This is a genomic window from Nocardia mikamii NBRC 108933 (assembly GCF_001613505.1).
In the GTDB taxonomy this organism is placed as follows: domain Bacteria; phylum Actinomycetota; class Actinomycetes; order Mycobacteriales; family Mycobacteriaceae; genus Nocardia; species Nocardia mikamii.
In genome coordinates this window covers 164,941-180,858 of sequence record NZ_BDCM01000015.1, presented here as the reverse complement: position 1 = coordinate 180,858, position 15,918 = coordinate 164,941, and the positions used below count along the sequence as shown (strand labels likewise).

The window sequence follows — 15,918 nt, the reverse complement described above, 5'->3', positions numbered from 1 at the left end:
CGACTATGCGTCTGACGGTATTCGGGACGGGATATCTGGGAGCCACCCATGCCGCCTGCATGGCCGAGCTCGGTCACGAGGTGCTCGGGGTGGACATCGACCCCGGCAAGGTGGCCAAATTGTCCGACGGCGTCGTGCCGTTCTACGAACCCGGACTGGAGGCGGTGCTGCGCCGCAACCTCGACGCCGGGCGACTGCGCTTCACCACCTCCTACGAGGAGGCGGCCGCGCACGCCGACGCCCACTTCCTCGGCGTCGGCACCCCGCAGAAGAAGGGGGAATACGGCGCGGACCTGAAATATGTCCACGCCGTGGCCGATTCGCTGGCGCCGCTGCTGGAGCGGCCGTCGGTGCTGATCGGCAAGTCGACGGTGCCCGTCGGCACGGCCGCGGAACTGGGCCGCCGGATGCGAGCCCGCGCTCGCGTCGACGTCGAGGTCGCCTGGAATCCGGAATTCCTGCGAGAGGGGTTCGCGGTGCGCGACACCCTGCGGCCCGACCGGCTGGTCCTCGGTGTCGACGGCGAACGCGAGCGCGCCGACTGGGTGCGAGCGCAGGTGCGCGAGATCTACGCCGACCTGATCGCGGCGCAGGTGCCGTTCCTGCTCACCGATCTGGCCACGGCGGAACTGGTGAAGGTGTCGGCCAACGCGTTCCTGGCCACCAAGATCTCGTTCATCAACGCCGTCTCCGAGGTCTGCGAGGCCACCGGCGCCGACGTCACGATGCTGGCCGACGCGCTCGGCCACGACGCCCGCATCGGCCGGCGATTCCTCAACGCCGGGCTGGGTTTCGGCGGGGGCTGCCTGCCCAAGGACATCCGCGCGTTCATGGCCCGCGCGGGGGAGCTCGGCGCCGATCACGCGGTCGCGTTCCTGCGTGAAGTCGACAACATCAATATGCGCCGGCGCACCAAGGTGGTCGATATGGCGGCCAAGGCGTGCGGCGGTTCGCTGCTGGGCGCCAACGTGGCGGTACTGGGCGCGGCCTTCAAACCGGAATCCGACGATGTGCGCGATTCGCCCGCGCTGAACGTGGCCGGAATGATCCAGTTGCACGGCGCGGTGGTCACGGTCTACGACCCGAAAGCGCTGGAGAACTCCCGTCGCGTCTTTCCGACGCTGAATTACGCGACCTCGGTGGCGGAGGCGTGTGATCGGGCGGATGTCGTGCTTGTTCTCACGGAGTGGGACGAGTTCACCGCACTCTCGCCGCGTGACCTCGAGCCGGTGGTGCGCGGGCGTTCCATCATCGACGGACGCAACTGTCTCGAGCGCGCCGCGTGGACCGCCGCGGGATGGGTGTACGCGGGACTCGGCACGTCGTAGGGTGGCGGGAGCCAGGTAGAGTGGCGGCGCCCTGCGGCATGCGCATCGGGCCCGTTCACGACGGCCTGGGAATGCTCACACGGCCCAGCGCAGGCCGTCCGGGGGCGGTGGCCGGGGAGTACCGGTCGTGAAGCGTGAAACGAGATGGGCGGTAGATGAGTTCGGTACTGGGAGTTTCGGTGGGGGCCGGCGCCGTTCGCGTCGCGATCCCACATCCCGGTAACTCCGCCGAACGATTCGTCTCGACCGCCTTCGACGTGCAGGCGATGCCGGTCGGCGAACAGCAGTCCATGGACGATGTGGCCGCCGAAACCGTCGGCGCCGTTTTCGGTTCCGCGCCCGAGATCGCCGCGACCGCGCTGGCCTATCGCAACGAACAACATGCGCGCACGCTGCGGGGCGCCCTCGCGCGCCGCCAGCTCACCAACTACGAGCTCGTGCCCGAGGTCGCGGCGGCGCGGGAATTCTTGCGCGCCACCGGTGAACTGCAGGGCTATCGCACGGTCGCGCTCTACGACATCGGCAGTTCCGGCCTCTCGGTCAGCGTGATCGACGTCGAGTCCGGAAAGGTGAGCCACAGCGAGCGCACCAGCGATATCAGCGGCGACTATCTGGATTCGCTGATCCGCGAACAGCAGATCGCTTCCGGCCGGATCGAACATCCGCCCACCGCACAGGGTTTGGCCGCGCTGGACGGCGTGTGCCGGCAGGCCAAGGAGCAGCTGTCGAGTACCACGGCGGTCGCGGTGCCGTCCGAGCACGGCCTGGTGTTGTTGTCGCAGGAGAACTTCGAAGCGCTGATCATGCTCGCCGTCGAATCCTCGGCCCGCATGACCCGCGATGTGATGATGCGCTCCGAACAGGCCGTGCAGGCGGTCTTCGTGATCGGCGGTTGCGCCCGGATTCCTCTGATCGCGCGCATTCTGGAGCGGTGGATGGGGATGCCGGTGCTGGTGCCCGCCGACCCGGAGACGGTGATCGTGCGCGGCGCGGCACTGCTCGCCCGCCCCGCCCAGGTGGCCGCACCCGCGCCCGTTCTCCCGGCTCCCGGGCCCGGATCCGCCGACGACACCGTGCAATTGGCGCCGGTGTGGTTGTCCGAGGATGCCCTGCGACGCGCGCGCAAGCGGAACAAAGCCCGCGCCACGAGCACCCTCGGCAGCAAGATGGGTGCCGTCGGTGCCGGTCGTCGCCGGGAGTTGAGCGTGGCGGGGGTGGCGGTCGGTGCGCTGGTCGTGGTCGCCGCGCTCGGGATCGGGCTCGGCTGGGGCCAATCGGTTCTCCGCGGCGATTCCCAGAGCAACAGCTCCGCCTCCAGTTCGGTTCCCGCCGCGCCGCCGCTCGCCTCCGCGGCCCCGTCGGTCGCGCCGACCACCGATGCCACCAATGCCTCGCTGGCCGCGCCCACTCCGAACTGGCAGGCGCCGACCACCACGACCACATCTGCGCCGCCGGGGCCGCCGACCATCGTCGTCCCGGGCCTGCCGCCGATCGTGGTGCCGACCATCCCGCCGCTGCTGCCGCCGTTCCCCCCTCGGCAGTAGGGGTTTCGCCGCTGCCGCAGTAGGCGGTTCCGCGAATCGGATTAGCCTGTTCATCACCTGTCGGCAGGCCCGAGGAGTGTGCGAGATGTCCCCTGTTCAGGTCGCGGTCTGCGGGCCGCGCGACTGCACCGACACCGAGGCCGATACCGCGCGGGAGGTCGGCCGGCTGTTGGCTCGGGCGGGTGCGGTCGTGTTGTGCGGCGGCGGAAGCGGGGTGATGGCGGCGGTCGCCGAGGGCGCGTCGGCCGAAGGCGGCCTGGTGATCGGGGTCCGGCCGGACACCGACCGCGCGGGTGTGTGTGACGGTCTCTCCGCCGTCGTGTACACGGATATGGGTGAGGCGCGCAACGCGATTCTGGTCCGCTCGGCTGACGCGGTGATCGTGGTGGGCGGTTCCTGGGGAACGCTGTCGGAATTGGCACTCGCCAATCGACGTGGGGACGTGCCGGTGGTGTCGATCGGTGGATGGCAGATTCTCGATGCCGACGGCCGAACGATCGAGGGGAGCCACCGGGCGGCGGATGCGGCCGAGGCGGTCGCATACGCCGTGGCTGGTGCCCGACCCGGCGGCTGACGCTCGCCTCAGGGGGCGATTCCGGTGAGGGAGAAGAACTCCTGACGAGAGCGGGCGTCTTCGCGCAGTGTGCCCAGCAGGGTCGAGGTGACCGTGGTCGTGCCCGCGGCCTGGACGCCGCGCAGGGTCATGCAGGTGTGTTCGGCCTCGATGACCACGCCGACGCCCTTGGGCTCGAGGTGTTCGGTGAGCCAGTCGGCGATCTGTTTGGTCAGGCGCTCCTGCACCTGCGGCCGGCGGGAGAAATGTTCGACGATGCGGGCCAGCTTCGACAGCCCGAGAATGCGCTCGCCGGGCAGATACCCGACGTGGGCCACGCCCACGAACGGCAGCAGATGGTGTTCGCAGACCGAACGCAGCGGGATGCGCCGGGCGAGCACGAGTTCGTCGTAGCCTTCCTCGTTGGGGAAGGTGGTCAGGTCGAACGAGCGCGGGGTGAACAGTTCGGCGTAGGCGCGAGCCATCCGGCCCGGAGTGGCCCGCAGATGTTCGCTGTCGAGGTTGACGCCCAGCGCGGTGAGGAAGGTGCGAGCGGCATCCTCGGCGACCGCGAGGTCGATGGCGCCGGTGTCGTGGACGACGTGTAACGCGGGGACGGACACGCTAGCTCCCACCGACGCCGAGAGCCGTGAGCAGCACGAGCACGAGCGTCGCGACGGCCAGGACGCCGTGTCCGCCCACGATCGCCACCGGGAAATGCCGCTCGGCGGGCTCTGCGGCCTCGTGTGCCCCGGCAAGGTTTGCCGCCGCGTGGTCGGTGGCCTGGTTCGCGGTGCGGGCGCGGAATACCGGTAGCCAGCGGAAGAACATGACGAATCCGAGCAGCGCGACGGGCACGAGCAGGGCGAATCCGACCCACGCGAGGGCGTCGTCGTCGATGACCAGGTAGATGATCCACACCACGAGACCGGCGGCGGCGAGCAGGAAGTGCCCGAAGACCACCGGTGGCGGCAGATGACTCGAACTTGGTTGTCGTGCACCGCCTTTGGCGATCCAGGTGGCGAGCAGGAAGAACCCTCCGCCGGCGGTGAGCAGCCAGAGGACCAGAGCTGCGATGCCCATGATGACTCCCGAAGGTGAGAAGGAAAGGTCAGCGGCGGTAGCCGGTGGCCTGGGTGGTTTCGCCGGCGACTCGCACGCCGTAGCGGTAGGCGAGTTTGCCGCCGAGATATCCGGATATGCCCAGCACGAGCAGGGATGCGATCGACAGGACCAGGGGCCCGACAGGTGTCGCACGATCGGTGCCGGCCGCGGTCCGCCACCAGAAGTTCAGTGCATAGGCGACGGTGATGACCAGATTCAGGCTCATATGCGTCAGTCCGGTGCGGAACGCGGGCGTGCCGGACGGGATGGCGAACAGGTCGAGAAAGCCGATCGAGGCGGCGGCCAAGGCGCCGAGCACGCCGATCGCCACCAGCCATTCGGCCCCGCGGGCGAGGAACTGCGGGTCGTCGACGATATGGGAGCCGATGTCGAAGACGAGGCTCGCGATCCACGCCCCGATCGGCACCGTCACCAGGATCGGGTGGAACGGATGCCCGTACGGTCCGGCCAGTGCGGCACTGACGGGTTGTTTGGCCTGCTCCGTATCTCCGGTCACGACATCATCCGCCATGACTCCACCCTCCTCGGTCGAGGTTCAGTTTCGCCAATAAGTATTGGTGAAACTGTATCGGTGGTCAATGCAACGCCCGTGAATCGGTGTGATCGATCTTTCAGCCCATGTGATTAGGCGTTATCGTGGTCGCATGACCAGCGATTCGGCGATCGGTGCGGTCGCGGTGCTCGACGATGAACTGCGGCGCGGCATGTACAGATTCATCCGCGCCGCCCGGCGGCCGGTGACTCGTGACGAAGCGGCCGAACGGGTCGGTATCTCGCGGAAACTGGCTGCCTTCCATCTGGACAAACTCGTCGCCGCCGGACTCCTCCAGGCACGCTACGAACAGACCAGCGGCCTGCGCCGCGTCGGCCGCGCGCCCAAGGTGTACGAGCCCACCGACGCCGAGGTACGGGTGAACATCCCCGAACGCCGTCACGAAGTGCTGGCCGAAATCCTGATGGATGCGGTGCTGGCCGAGAGCGCCGGCGAAACGGCGCGCGACGCGGCCGAACGGGTGGCGGCCGAACGCGGAAACACCTTGGGCCACAACGCTCGCGAGCGTTTACGCCCCGGCCGCCTCGGCGTCGAGCGCGCCCTCACGGTGGTCCAGTCGATCCTGTCCGACCAGGGCTTCGAACCCAGCCGCGATCCGATGAACTGCCTACGCCTGCGCAACTGCCCCTTCCACCCCCTCGCCATGCAAGCCCCCGGCCTGGTCTGCGGCCTCAACCACGCCTATCTGCGCGGAGTCCTGTCGGGCCTGAAGGCCGAGACGCTCGAAGCGGTGCTGGCACCGACCGCCGGCGAATGCTGCGTGGAACTCCGCCCCGCGCAGTAGGGGGTGGGCGGCGGCGGGATCAGGCGAGTATTTCGTCCAGGGTGGTCGCGGTGAGGATGCGGGCTGACCAGGTGCGTACTTGCTCGGGAGTGGCCGCGTGGACGGTCTCGATGATGTGAGTGGGCAGTGGGCCGAATTTGACGGTGAGCTGTTCGGTGAGCGCTTCGGCGCGTCCGCGTGCTTCTCCTTCGGCGCGTCCGCGTGCTTCTCCTTCGGCGCGGAGCCGTTCGGCAGTGGTCACGATTGCCTCCTTGGCTGGCGGTCCGAGCTGATCGACCAACGGGAGTAGATCAACTTCCGAGATGTCGCTGACGGTCATCACGTAGGCGATGACGGCCTGGAACTGTGCTTTCTCCCCGCAGCCGGAGAGAGAGCGGCCCCGGACCTCGAGCGTTCCATGAGGCGGGTCAGGTGAAGATTTCGTCCAGTGTGGTCGCGGTGAGGACGCGTGCTGTCCAGGTGCGTACTTGCTCGGTGGTGCCCGAGTGGACGGTCTCGGTGATGTGCGTGGGTAGTGGAGCGAATTTGAGGGTGAGCAGTTCGAGCAGTGCTTCTGCGCGGCCGCGTGCCTCGCCGCGTGCCTCGCCGCGTGCTTCGCCCTCTGCGCGGAGCCGTTCTGCTGTGGTCACGAATATCTCCTTCGCTGGTGGTCCGAGTTGGTCGATCACGGGCACCAGATCGGCGACTTCTGTCGGAGCGTTCCAGCGGCGGCCGCTGTGGTTGTTGTGCACGACCAGTGGAATGACGGCGGGCAGGGTGCGCTCTTCGGGTCGATGATTCCGGTGCTGGTTCCAGATGTTGACGACGTATTCCAAGATGCGCAGGGCCATGAAATGGTCGCTGCGGCTTTGGTGTTCGATCAACAAGTAGATGTAGGCGGGATGGCCGTCGAGGCGGGTGCGGTAGAGCAGGTCGCTGTAGCGGGAGCGCAGATCTGCGGAGACGAAGCTGCCGGACTGCAAACGTAATGTGTCCCAGTCGATCCGGTCGGTGACGGCCGCCGGGAGCGCCGCGCGGAGTTCGCACGCGGCATCGGCGGGGCGGCTCAGTACGCGCCGGAAGTAGGCGTCGTGCGGATTCGACGGGTTGGCGGGCATGGACGCGAAGCTACCTCGAGGCTACGACAGCCGGAGGGGTTCATTTGTAGACCATGCGCCCAATTGACGTAACACGTCGAGCGCCGAAACGAGTTGTACACGAACAACATTCAGCAAAATACCGGTGTGGCGGTGCCCAAGCCGCAGCGGGCGAGACCGGCTCCCACCGCTCGAGCGGCAATCGAATGTCGTGCGCTGCCGCGTGGGCGGAAAAGGGGTCGAGCGGCGGGTGCCGGGCGATCTACTATCGCCCGGTGGTGGACGCGGTGAACAGGCAATGGGTGCTGCGGCGACGGCCGATAGGGGCACTGCGGGACGAGGATTTCGAGTTGAGGGATGTGCCGGTGCCGGTTCCGGGGCCCGGTGAGGCCCTGATTCGGGTGCACTGGCTCGGGATCGATCCCACACAGCGGGGCTGGCTCAACGAGTCCGACAACTATATCGACGCCGTGCCGATCGGCGCGGTGATGCGTGGCAGTGGTGTGGGGCAGGTGGTTCGCTCGAACGACCCGGATTTTCCGGTGGGTAGCTGGGTCGCGGGAATGGTGGGGTGGCAGGACTATGTCGTTCGGTCGGCCGGTGGGTTGTTCGGGTTGAATCGTGTGCCCGACGGTGTGCCGCCTCCATCGATGCTGAGTTTGTTCGGACCGCCGGGTTTGACCGCGTACTTCGGTATGACCGATATCGGCCGTCCCGAGCCGGGGCAGACGGTGCTGGTTTCGGCGGCGGCCGGTATCACCGGGTCCATCGCGGGGCAAATAGCAAAGGCATTGGGCTGCAAGGTCATCGGAATCGCCGGCGGACCGGAGAAGTGCTCCTGGATCATCGACCACGCGGGTCTGGATGCCGCCCTCGACTATAAGCACGACGATATCGATGCCTGTTTGACCGATCTCGCCCCCAACGGTGTCGACGTCTTCTTCGACGGTGTCGGCGGCCGTATTCTCGAATACGGTCTGGCGCACCTGGCCCCGCGCGCACGTGTCGTCCTGGCCGGGGCGATCTCGTCCGGTTATGAGGGTGCCGATCCGCCGTGCGGGCCGCGGAACTATATGAGGCTGGCGCTGGATCGAGCGCGCATGGAAGGGTTCATCTTCCTCGATTACCTCGACCGTTTTCCGGAGGCGTTCACGGCATTGCGCGACTGGCAGGCCCAAGGAGCGATCACCATTGCCGAAACCGTCAGCAGGGGACTGGAATCCGCGCCGAGCGCATTGCGCGCCGTCTTCGAAGGCCGCAATCTCGGCAAGCAGCTGGTCGAGGTCGCAGAGTCCTGACACCTGGTGGGTGCAGGACGCTCACGCTCGGTCGAACACGCCGCTTTTCGCGCCGCCGACGAAGGCATTCCATTCGCCGGGGGTGAAGATCAATGCGGGGCCGGAGGGGTTCTTGCTGTCACGGACGCCGACCATGCCGTGGTCGAGGAAGGCGACCTCGACGCACTCCTTGCCGCCCTGGCTGCGACTGCTCTTGAACCACTTCGCGCCAGATAGGTCAACGTTCACGCTGCTCATGCTCCCTTGCCACCCGCCGAAGCGGGTCGCACCTGGGTGTACCCGGCGCGTGTGCGCCACTCGACCAGATAGCGGCCCAGTTGCCGCCGCGGGAGAGTTGATCCGGTAGCGCGCTGCGGCGGGGACCACGGACGTACCGCGACGGATTCGGGCGGAACTACGACCGGCAGCGCGGACGCGAAGATCATTTCCCTGCAATCCGATTCGCGGAAGCGGCGGCGATGAACCCCCCCCTGCTCTCAGGCGGCCAGATCTGCCAACTGCGGAAGCCGCGACACCAGCGCGTCGAGTTCTTCGCGCCAGCGGCGATGCACGTTGAGGCGCTCGGGAGCTCCGGTGTGCGGCATGCGGTAGTACACCTTCGACCAGAGCGGGTTGATCTTCATCTCCGTGAACATGGCCGTGCTGAAATGCTCGGCGCAGACCAGGCTCGCGGGCCGGCCCGTCCACTTGTTGGCCTCGACGATGACGACCGACGTGTTGGTCAGCACCACGAAGTAGTACTTGCGCACGAACAGCATCGCGAACCGCACGTAGGGCAGATCGTCCACCCACGGGCTCGGGCCGGTTATCGCCTGGAAGGCCAGCTGCATCTGCTCACCCGGAGGAGCGAATTCGGCCAGCTTCTCGGCCAGCTGTTTCTGAATCGTCGATTTACGGAATGCCATGCGGCCCACCCCCGTTGAAGAACTCCACCGGCACCGTGCCGGTGGAACGCAACGACCTTAGCGGCATTCCCGCGCGCCTGCCACCTCGGATTCCGCCCCGGCTGGTCAGCGAAGAGAGCATCGATTCCGGCTACGCGGGCCGAATCCTCACGATGATGGGCCTGCTTCCGGACTGAACAACTTGGACGAGTTCGCCTTTCACGCTCTCGCTGTGAGCGCCGACGGTCGCGTCCGATTAACGCCAGCACCCATCGGGAGCGGTTCCTAGCGTCGTGGTCATGAACAACGACCTGCTGAGCGATACTCGTGACCCGGTGCTGCGCACATCCGTCGTCGGACTCATGGCGGTGGGGGCGGGCCTCGGCACCGCCACCATGTACGTGCTGCAGCCGGGTATGGCGGCAGTGGCAGGCTCACTGCACGCATCGGTCGCGGAAATGGGGATCGCACTGGCGTGCGGGCCGGTCGGCTATCTGCTCGGGCTGGCGCTCCTGGTTCCGCTGGTGGACCGACATCCAGCTCGGACGGTGGTTTCGATGCAGTTCGCCGCGCTCGCCGCGGCATCGGCGATCGGCGCCGCGGTGGGGGTGGTGTGGTTGCTCGGCCCGGTGATCGGGCTGGTCGGTGCGGCGTCCTCGGTGGGTGCCCAGATGAGCTCCGTCGCAGGGCGTTTCGCGGAACCGAACCGGCGCGCGACGGTGCTGGGGACGGTGACGGCCGGGATCTCGGCCGGAGTACTGGCTGGACGCATCGTCGGCGGCTGGCTCACCGACCTCATCGGCTGGCGGGGCATGCTGCTCGTCTTCGCGGCGGCCTGCGTGGCACTCGCGGTGGCCACCCGTGTCGTGCTGCCCGCCGCGACGGCCACGGTGGCCTCCGGGTACCTGACGATGCTGCGCGAGCTGCCGGGACTGTTCACCCGCTATCCGTTGCTGCGGTCGGCCGCAGGTCGCGGCGCGTTATGGTTCTTCGCCTTCTGTACGGTGTGGGCCGCGCTCGCGGCGGCCCTGTCGCAGCCGCCGTTCTCCTATTCGCCCGAGCGAATCGGCTTGTACGCGTTCGCCGGACTGGCCGGTGTCGCGGCGACCCGCATCGCGGGGGCGTGGACGGATCGGGTCGGGGCGCGTCGCGTCATCCTGGTGGGCCTCGTCGTCGCCGGTGCCGCCGCCGTGACACTCGCTGTGGCCCTGTCGAATACGGTGATCGCCCTCGTCTGCCTCGGTCTGTTCGACGCGGGACTGTTCGCGGCGCAGGTCGCCAATCAGAGCACTGTGCTGGCCATCGAACCGGGCTCACCCGCCCGGTTCAACAGCGCCTACATGGTGGTGTACTTCGTCGGGGGCAGCGCCGGCACCGCCTTCGGCGCGGCGGCGGTGAGCTGGTTCGGCTGGGCCGCTACCGCGGTGATCGCGGCCCTCGCGATCGTGGTGGCGGGAGTGATGACCGCCGGCAGATCACCGGCGAGCGGAACCGTTCGGCGTCGCGGAGACGGCCGGTAGCGGAACAGCGGCAGGCGCCGATCGGTCATCGGATCGGGGAAAGGTCGTCGTGCGCTCGATCAATCCTCGTAACCTGTTGTGGGCCATGCCGGTCGGTTGCGCGGTGGTGGGTCGCCCTGGGGGTGGCGGTCCGCGTCCGGTCGCGGTGGCCGGGTGGGCCAGCTCGGCCGGGGGTCGTCCTGATGGGGGCGGCCGGACGGGACGCGCCGGTGCCCGCCCGTCGGCTCTCCGGTTCGGCCGTCGATCCGACGGTGGCCGCCGGTATCGGGGCGGCGATCATCGATGCGCCGGTGACTGCCCGTATCGGTCCGGCGATCGTCGATGCGCCGATGGCCGCCGGTGTCGGCGCGGCGTTGGCCCCCCGTCGCATCGGGCGAGGGGGCGGTGCGTCGACGGGCGGTCGGCTCGCCCGGACGTCCTTCGGCGCGGCGATGACTGCCCGTATTCGGTCCGGCGCGGTGGTCGGTGTGGTCGTGACCGGCCCTGTTCTCCCGGCCCTCCACGCGCCGTCGGGTTCCCGCGGGCTCTCCGCGCGCGGTGACCCGGCGGTGACTGCCGGTGGTTTCGGCGGCGCTCTCCGCCCGGCGGCGGCCCGCGGGCACGAGGGCACGGCGGGGTGCGGGTTCGGGCTCGTAGTCGTCGAAGTCGGCGCGCTGACCGAACGGGCGGGCCAGCAGGACCGCGATGGCGGTGGTCAAGGGAACCGACAGCGCCAGGCAGATGCCGCCGACCGCGGAACGGGTGATTTCGATGGCCACCGCGTCACCGGTCAGGACGTCGCGAATGGAGCGACCGGCGACGGAGAACATCAGCAGTAGCGGCAACGCGCCGCCGGCGTAGGCGAGGACCAGCGTGTACACAGTGCTGGCGATGTGGTCGCGGCCGACGCGCATGGCGGCCGCGAAAATCTCCCGCCGTGTGGCCTCTTCGTCGAGTGCGGCGAGTTCGAAGGCGGCCGAGGCCTGGGTGATGGTGACGTCGTTGAGCACACCGAGCGAGCCGATGATGAAGCCCGCGAGCAGGAGGCCGGTAATGCTGACGTGCTGGATATAGGTGGCGACGTTGGTGTTCTGCTCCTCCGACAGACCGGTCAGATGAGTCACCTCCAGCGCGACCCAGGACAGCACCGCCGCGAGCACCATCGCGCTGAGCGTGCCCAGCAGTGCCGAACTGGTCCGCAGATTGACGCCGTGCGCCAGATACAGGACCGCGTAGAGAATCAGCGCTCCCGATACGAGGGCGACCGGCAGCGCCGGTTTCCCGTCGAGCAGGGCGGGCAGCAGGAACACGACCAGCACCCCGAACGCGAATATCAGGCCGAGCACCGCGCGCAAGCCGCGCCACCGCGCCACCACTACGATCACCGCCACGAAGACGAGCGTGATCAGCAGCAGCGGCATTCCGCGCGAAAAGTCGTCGAAGGAATAGATGGTGGTGCCGCTCGGATCGTCCTGCCGAACCAGCCGAATGTGGTCTCCCGCATGCAAATCCGGTTGCCCCGGTCCGGGCGCGATTTCGAGCAGCGTCCGGCTGCCTTTGTTCGGCCCCGAATCGATCGAGACCAGGCTGCGCTGGCAGGTGTAGGAATTCGTCGGCGGCGGTTGCGGAGTATCGGGAAAGGCGCGCCCGTTCGACGGACTACCGCACGGCCCCATATCCTGCATCGCCACGGTACCGGCCTCGGTCTGCACCGCCCCACCGCCGCCGTTCTGCATCGGCAACGGAATATCCACATGCTGGCGGCTGGGCCACAACCAGATCATGGCGATCACGACGATCACCCCGATCGCGGTGAGCACCCCCACCACCACCCGAGCCGCCGTAGCCCCGATGGCAATGGGCCCGGAATGGTCATGATGGTGATGATGATGCTCGCTCACCGCAGCGAGCTTAAAGGAAAGTATTTTCAGTGCCGCCTCTCCGGGTATTTCGGCCGGATTCAGGCGCCTGCGGACGAGCGTTGGCGGCCGACGGCGAGATCGGGGCCAAGTTTGCCCGTCCCCGACGAGTTACCCATGTCCACCCGAAATCAGTGGTAGCAATCCGCACGCCTGATCACGCAAGAACATGGGTAACTCACCGGGCACGGGCTGACAGAACCAAATCGACTATCCGCCGCCCGCCAACGCAAAGAACCCCGCACCTGAATCCGGCCTGAATACGCGGAGAGGCGGGACAGCGGGGGAGCGGGCGGCGGAGAGCAGGGGGATGTCTCCGCCGCCCGAAAGGGATCCGACGGCCCAGGGGGGTAGGCGGTCGAATCCAGGGCCGAGCGGCCCAGGGGGGGTAGGCGGCTCGGCCGGGCACTGTGAGTGCCGAGGACTACTGTACACAAAAGTTCGAAGTTTGCGCCAGTGAAGTCTTCAAAAACCTACTTTTCCAAACTCCCGGTTTGTTTTGGCTCGTCCAGACCCCCGATCACTGGCGATAGCTGGAGAGGAAGTTGCCGAAGCGCTCGATCGCCACGGCCAGATCGCGGGCCCACGGCAGCGTCACGATGCGCAGATGATCATGTTGCGGCCAGTTGAAACCGGTGCCCTGCACCATCAGGATCTTCTCCTGGAGCAGCAGATCGAGCACCAGTTTGCCGTCGTCGTGGATCTCGTGGACCTCGGGATCCAGCCGCGGGAACGCGTACAGCGCGCCCTTCGGTTTCACGCACGAGACGCCGGGGATCATATTGAGCTTCTCCCAGGCCACATCGCGCTGCTCGAGCAGCCGCCCGCCGGGCAGGATCAGATCCTCGATGCTCTGATAGCCGCCGAGCGCCACCTGAATCGCGTGCTGAGCGGGCACGTTCGGGCACAGCCGGGTGGAGGCCAGCAGGTCGATGCCCTCGAGGAATCCGGCCGCGTGCTCCTTGGGGCCGGTGATGACCAGCCAGCCGGATCGGTATCCGGCCACGCGATAGGCCTTCGAGAGGCCGTTGAAGGTGAGGCACAGCAGGTCGGGAGCCAGGCTCGCCAGCGAGATGTGCTTGGTGTCGTCGTAGAGGATCTTGTCGTAGATCTCGTCGGCGAGCAGCAGCAGCTGATGCTTGCGAGCGAGGTCCACCAGCTGCTGCAACACCTCCGACGAGTACACCGCGCCGGTCGGATTGTTCGGGTTGATCACCAGCAGGGCCTTGGTCTTGTCGGTGATCTTGGATTCGATATCGGCCACGTCCGGTTGCCAGCCGTTGGATTCGTCGCACAGGTAATGCACGGCGGTGCCGCCGGCCAGGCTGGTCATGGCGGTCCACAGCGGATAGTCCGGGGCGGGGATGAGTACCTCGTCGCCGCTGTTCAGCAGGGCCTGCATCGTCATCGTGATCAGCTCGGAGACGCCGTTGCCCAGATAGACGTCGTCCACATCGAACTCGGGGAAGCCGGGGACCAGCTCGTACCGGGTCACGATCGCGCGGCGCGCGGGCAGGATGCCCTTGGATTCGGAGTAGCCCTGCGCGTACGGCAGCGCGGCGATCATGTCGCGCATGATCACATCGGGCGCGTCGAAACCGAACGGCGCCGGATTGCCGATGTTCAGCTTCAGGATGCGGTGGCCCTCGGCCTCCAGTCGTGCCGCATGTGCGTGCACCGGCCCACGGATTTCGTAGAGAACGTTCTGAAGCTTCAGGGACTGCTCCAGAACCCGGGGCGGCTGATGCGGTGAATGACTGGTAGGGCTCACCTGTCCAATGGTGCCACCGCCCCGCAACTCCATGTCCGAGGCATCGCCACCGCGCCACATCGGCGTTGTTCCGGTCACATCGGGCGCCGTGAGCCCGCCGTTCAGGTGGACGGATTGGCCGGCAGCATCCCCGTGGCGACCGTGGTGCCGCAGAACTCCTCGATCCGTTCGTCCAGGCGGCGCGCCTCGACCGCGTCGCGGAAGCGCGGGGTCGCGATGCGACGGCGCAATCCGGTGAGCCGTTCCTCGAGTTGCGCGATGCGGCGGTCCTCGGAGAGTTCGAGTACCGGACTGAGGGCGTCCCCGGCGCCGTCGAGACTGCCGTTGATCAACTGGGCCGCCGCGTTGTCGACCCGCGCCAGCGCCTCGGCGCCGTAGGACCGCTGTTCGCGCGGGCCGCCGCTGTACAACTCGATGGTGCGCCGGGTTTCGGCCAGTGCGGGTTCGGCCTGGCCGAGGTGGATGTACGTGGCGCCCGCGTAGTAATGGCTCTTGGCCTCCGGGAAGCCGAAGACGCCGCCGGTTTCGTCGTGCAGTTCGTCGGTGCCGGTACCCGTGCGCGCGGCCTCGGCGGCGCGGATGCAGCGTTCGGCGTCGGCGGCGCTACCCAGTTTGGACCAGATCCGCGCCTCGATGTTGTGCAGCCGGACCTTCGCGGTCACCGAATCCGCGTACTGCTGACCGTTCTGCGCCAGTGCCACCGCCCGGCGCGGCCGTTCGGACCAGTATTCGATCAGCGCCTGCATGCCGCGCGTCCACGCGCGTAATCCGTTGTGGCCGCACAGCTCCGCGTACGCCCAGGCCGCGCGGGCCTGTTCCCCGGCGGCGTCGAGATGTCCGAGATCGGTACTGGCGTTGGCCAGCAGACCCGACAGCGTGCCGGCCAGCAGATACAAATGGCTTGTGTCCGCGGGCTTCTGGTGGCCCTCGAGCAACCGGTACACCCGCCGGCGCACCCGCAGCATCTCCACCATCATCGGAACCGGCGGCACGTGGACATACTCCCTGGCGATGCGGGTGGCATCGGCGTCGAGTTGTTCCAGCGCGGAGGCGCCGACATTACTCGCCTCGGCGCGACCGGCGTGCTCGCTGGCTTCGTGGGCAGCCGCCATGATCAGATCCCTCTCCGAAATCTCGGCTAACGCATCACCTCTCATCGCACCGGCGTCTACGAGTGCCAAAAGTTCCGCGTCGCTCGAATACTTGCTGTGCGCCGAACGGCCCTGACGCACCTCGAATTCCGGCCCCGGCCGATCGATGACGGGCTGATCGATCATGGCCGCGAACCGTGCCCGCACGACTTCGTCGGACCTGGCGAGTGATGTGTCCAGCGCGGCCTGGTTGACCGGGCGCGGATGCACCCGGGCACCGCCTGCCTCCCATTTCGACACCAGGCGTTCGTGAACTCCCAGATGGGCCGCGAACTCCCTGATGCTCATGCGTTTGGCATCGCGGAGGGCACGGGCTTCCCTACCTGACCACTGCCGGACCACGATGTCATCCCTTCCGCGCGAACTCGTCTCCAGAGTACGAGCGGACGGTGACCACGGCCACATCCGAAATCGAGCTGGTACACGGGAATTC

At 67.6% G+C, this 15,918-nt stretch carries 16 protein-coding genes and 1 pseudogene; 7 read left to right on the top strand and 10 right to left on the bottom strand.

Translation table 11 applies throughout. The features are described from left to right. Positions 1–5 precede the first annotated feature (5 nt). The 3 genes from NMI01S_RS25575 to NMI01S_RS25565 all read left to right on the top strand — a co-directional run bounded on the left by NMI01S_RS25575 (position 6) and on the right by NMI01S_RS25565 (position 3,446). A complete protein-coding gene (locus NMI01S_RS25575; RefSeq protein ID WP_063001247.1) occupies positions 6–1,328 on the top strand; it encodes a UDP-glucose dehydrogenase family protein in 1,323 nt (440 codons plus the stop codon). A 155-nt stretch (positions 1,329–1,483) separates the two neighbouring features. Next, positions 1,484–2,872, top strand: coding sequence for a DUF7159 family protein (locus NMI01S_RS25570; RefSeq protein WP_063920856.1), 1,389 nt, complete (start codon positions 1,484–1,486; stop codon positions 2,870–2,872). Positions 2,873–2,957: 85 nt separating this feature from the next. Further along, positions 2,958–3,446 carry an SLOG cluster 4 domain-containing protein gene (locus tag NMI01S_RS25565; RefSeq protein WP_063001246.1) on the top strand — a complete coding sequence of 163 codons (489 nt, stop codon included), beginning with the start codon at positions 2,958–2,960 and terminating at the stop codon, positions 3,444–3,446. Between the two features lie 8 nt (positions 3,447–3,454). On the opposite strand, the gene folE is transcribed toward NMI01S_RS25565, so the two are convergent. From folE to NMI01S_RS25550, 3 genes are read right to left on the bottom strand one after another with little or no spacing between them, the layout of a single operon-like run. Continuing rightward, positions 3,455–4,048 carry a GTP cyclohydrolase I FolE gene (gene folE / locus NMI01S_RS25560; protein ID WP_063001245.1) on the bottom strand — a complete coding sequence of 198 codons (594 nt, stop codon included), beginning with the start codon at positions 4,046–4,048 and terminating at the stop codon, positions 3,455–3,457. A gap of 1 nt (position 4,049) precedes the next feature. Continuing rightward, positions 4,050–4,508, bottom strand: coding sequence for a hypothetical protein (locus NMI01S_RS25555; RefSeq protein ID WP_063001244.1), 459 nt, complete (start codon positions 4,506–4,508; stop codon positions 4,050–4,052). A gap of 28 nt (positions 4,509–4,536) precedes the next feature. After that, complete coding sequence (locus NMI01S_RS25550; protein ID WP_063001243.1) at positions 4,537–5,061, bottom strand: DUF2231 domain-containing protein; 525 nt, start codon at positions 5,059–5,061, stop codon at positions 4,537–4,539. 133 nt (positions 5,062–5,194) lie between these two features. On the opposite strand from NMI01S_RS25550, the gene NMI01S_RS25545 reads away from it, so the two are divergent. Beyond that, positions 5,195–5,887 (top strand): helix-turn-helix transcriptional regulator, encoded by a 693-nt coding sequence (locus tag NMI01S_RS25545; RefSeq protein WP_063001242.1) that lies wholly within the window; start codon positions 5,195–5,197, stop codon positions 5,885–5,887. A 19-nt stretch (positions 5,888–5,906) separates the two neighbouring features. On the opposite strand, the gene NMI01S_RS25540 is transcribed toward NMI01S_RS25545, so the two are convergent. Together NMI01S_RS25540 and NMI01S_RS25535 are read right to left on the bottom strand one after the other, a co-directional pair. Next, positions 5,907–6,128, bottom strand: coding sequence for an RpnC/YadD family protein (locus NMI01S_RS25540; RefSeq protein WP_157126357.1), 222 nt, complete (start codon positions 6,126–6,128; stop codon positions 5,907–5,909). 166 nt (positions 6,129–6,294) lie between these two features. Next, the gene (locus NMI01S_RS25535; protein ID WP_063001240.1) at positions 6,295–6,984 is read right to left on the bottom strand and encodes an Rpn family recombination-promoting nuclease/putative transposase; all 690 of its coding nucleotides are present in this window, start codon (positions 6,982–6,984) and stop codon (positions 6,295–6,297) included. Positions 6,985–7,238: 254 nt separating this feature from the next. On the opposite strand from NMI01S_RS25535, the gene NMI01S_RS25530 reads away from it, so the two are divergent. Continuing rightward, positions 7,239–8,261, top strand: coding sequence for an NADP-dependent oxidoreductase (locus NMI01S_RS25530; RefSeq protein ID WP_218021113.1), 1,023 nt, complete (start codon positions 7,239–7,241; stop codon positions 8,259–8,261). A gap of 21 nt (positions 8,262–8,282) precedes the next feature. Here NMI01S_RS25530 and NMI01S_RS25525 read toward each other — a convergent pair whose 3' ends face one another. After that, complete coding sequence (locus NMI01S_RS25525) at positions 8,283–8,489, bottom strand: DUF397 domain-containing protein (RefSeq protein ID WP_063001311.1); 207 nt, start codon at positions 8,487–8,489, stop codon at positions 8,283–8,285. A gap of 248 nt (positions 8,490–8,737) precedes the next feature. Beyond that, on the bottom strand, positions 8,738–9,166 hold the full coding sequence (locus NMI01S_RS25515; RefSeq protein WP_063001238.1) for a hypothetical protein: 429 nt from the start codon (positions 9,164–9,166) through the stop codon (positions 8,738–8,740). Positions 9,167–9,180: 14 nt separating this feature from the next. Here NMI01S_RS25515 and NMI01S_RS35065 point away from each other — a divergent pair, with 14 nt between their 5' ends. Then, on the top strand, positions 9,181–9,342 hold the full coding sequence (locus NMI01S_RS35065) for a hypothetical protein (protein ID WP_157126356.1): 162 nt from the start codon (positions 9,181–9,183) through the stop codon (positions 9,340–9,342). A 102-nt stretch (positions 9,343–9,444) separates the two neighbouring features. Beyond that, the gene (locus tag NMI01S_RS25510) at positions 9,445–10,665 is read left to right on the top strand and encodes an MFS transporter (RefSeq protein ID WP_063001237.1); all 1,221 of its coding nucleotides are present in this window, start codon (positions 9,445–9,447) and stop codon (positions 10,663–10,665) included. Between the two features lie 656 nt (positions 10,666–11,321). Here NMI01S_RS25510 and NMI01S_RS25505 read toward each other — a convergent pair. The 3 genes and pseudogenes from NMI01S_RS25505 to NMI01S_RS25495 form a co-directional block, all read right to left on the bottom strand. Continuing rightward, positions 11,322–12,545: pseudogene (locus NMI01S_RS25505) on the bottom strand (YibE/F family protein); the annotation flags it as partial. Positions 12,546–13,083: 538 nt separating this feature from the next. Beyond that, the gene (locus tag NMI01S_RS25500) at positions 13,084–14,367 is read right to left on the bottom strand and encodes a pyridoxal phosphate-dependent aminotransferase (RefSeq protein WP_063001310.1); all 1,284 of its coding nucleotides are present in this window, start codon (positions 14,365–14,367) and stop codon (positions 13,084–13,086) included. Positions 14,368–14,435: 68 nt separating this feature from the next. Next, positions 14,436–15,773, bottom strand: coding sequence for an NsdA family TPR-like regulatory protein (locus NMI01S_RS25495; protein ID WP_084513253.1), 1,338 nt, complete (start codon positions 15,771–15,773; stop codon positions 14,436–14,438). Positions 15,774–15,918 lie beyond the last annotated feature (145 nt).

Bases quoted from the DNA above. Each gene is read 5' to 3' on its own strand.
- NMI01S_RS25575 (WP_063001247.1), top strand. From the start codon at position 6: ATGCGTCTGACGGTATTCGGGACGGGATATCTGGGAGCCACCCATGCC.
- NMI01S_RS25570 (WP_063920856.1), top strand. From the start codon at position 1,484: ATGAGTTCGGTACTGGGAGTTTCGGTGGGGGCCGGCGCCGTTCGCGTC.
- NMI01S_RS25565 (WP_063001246.1), top strand. From the start codon at position 2,958: ATGTCCCCTGTTCAGGTCGCGGTCTGCGGGCCGCGCGACTGCACCGAC.
- NMI01S_RS25555 (WP_063001244.1), bottom strand. From the start codon at position 4,508: ATGGGCATCGCAGCTCTGGTCCTCTGGCTGCTCACCGCCGGCGGAGGG.
- NMI01S_RS25550 (WP_063001243.1), bottom strand. From the start codon at position 5,061: ATGGCGGATGATGTCGTGACCGGAGATACGGAGCAGGCCAAACAACCC.
- NMI01S_RS25545 (WP_063001242.1), top strand. From the start codon at position 5,195: ATGACCAGCGATTCGGCGATCGGTGCGGTCGCGGTGCTCGACGATGAA.
- NMI01S_RS25535 (WP_063001240.1), bottom strand. From the start codon at position 6,984: ATGCCCGCCAACCCGTCGAATCCGCACGACGCCTACTTCCGGCGCGTA.
- NMI01S_RS25515 (WP_063001238.1), bottom strand. From the start codon at position 9,166: ATGGCATTCCGTAAATCGACGATTCAGAAACAGCTGGCCGAGAAGCTG.
- NMI01S_RS25510 (WP_063001237.1), top strand. From the start codon at position 9,445: ATGAACAACGACCTGCTGAGCGATACTCGTGACCCGGTGCTGCGCACA.
- NMI01S_RS25500 (WP_063001310.1), bottom strand. From the start codon at position 14,367: ATGGAGTTGCGGGGCGGTGGCACCATTGGACAGGTGAGCCCTACCAGT.
- NMI01S_RS25495 (WP_084513253.1), bottom strand. From the start codon at position 15,773: ATGAGCATCAGGGAGTTCGCGGCCCATCTGGGAGTTCACGAACGCCTG.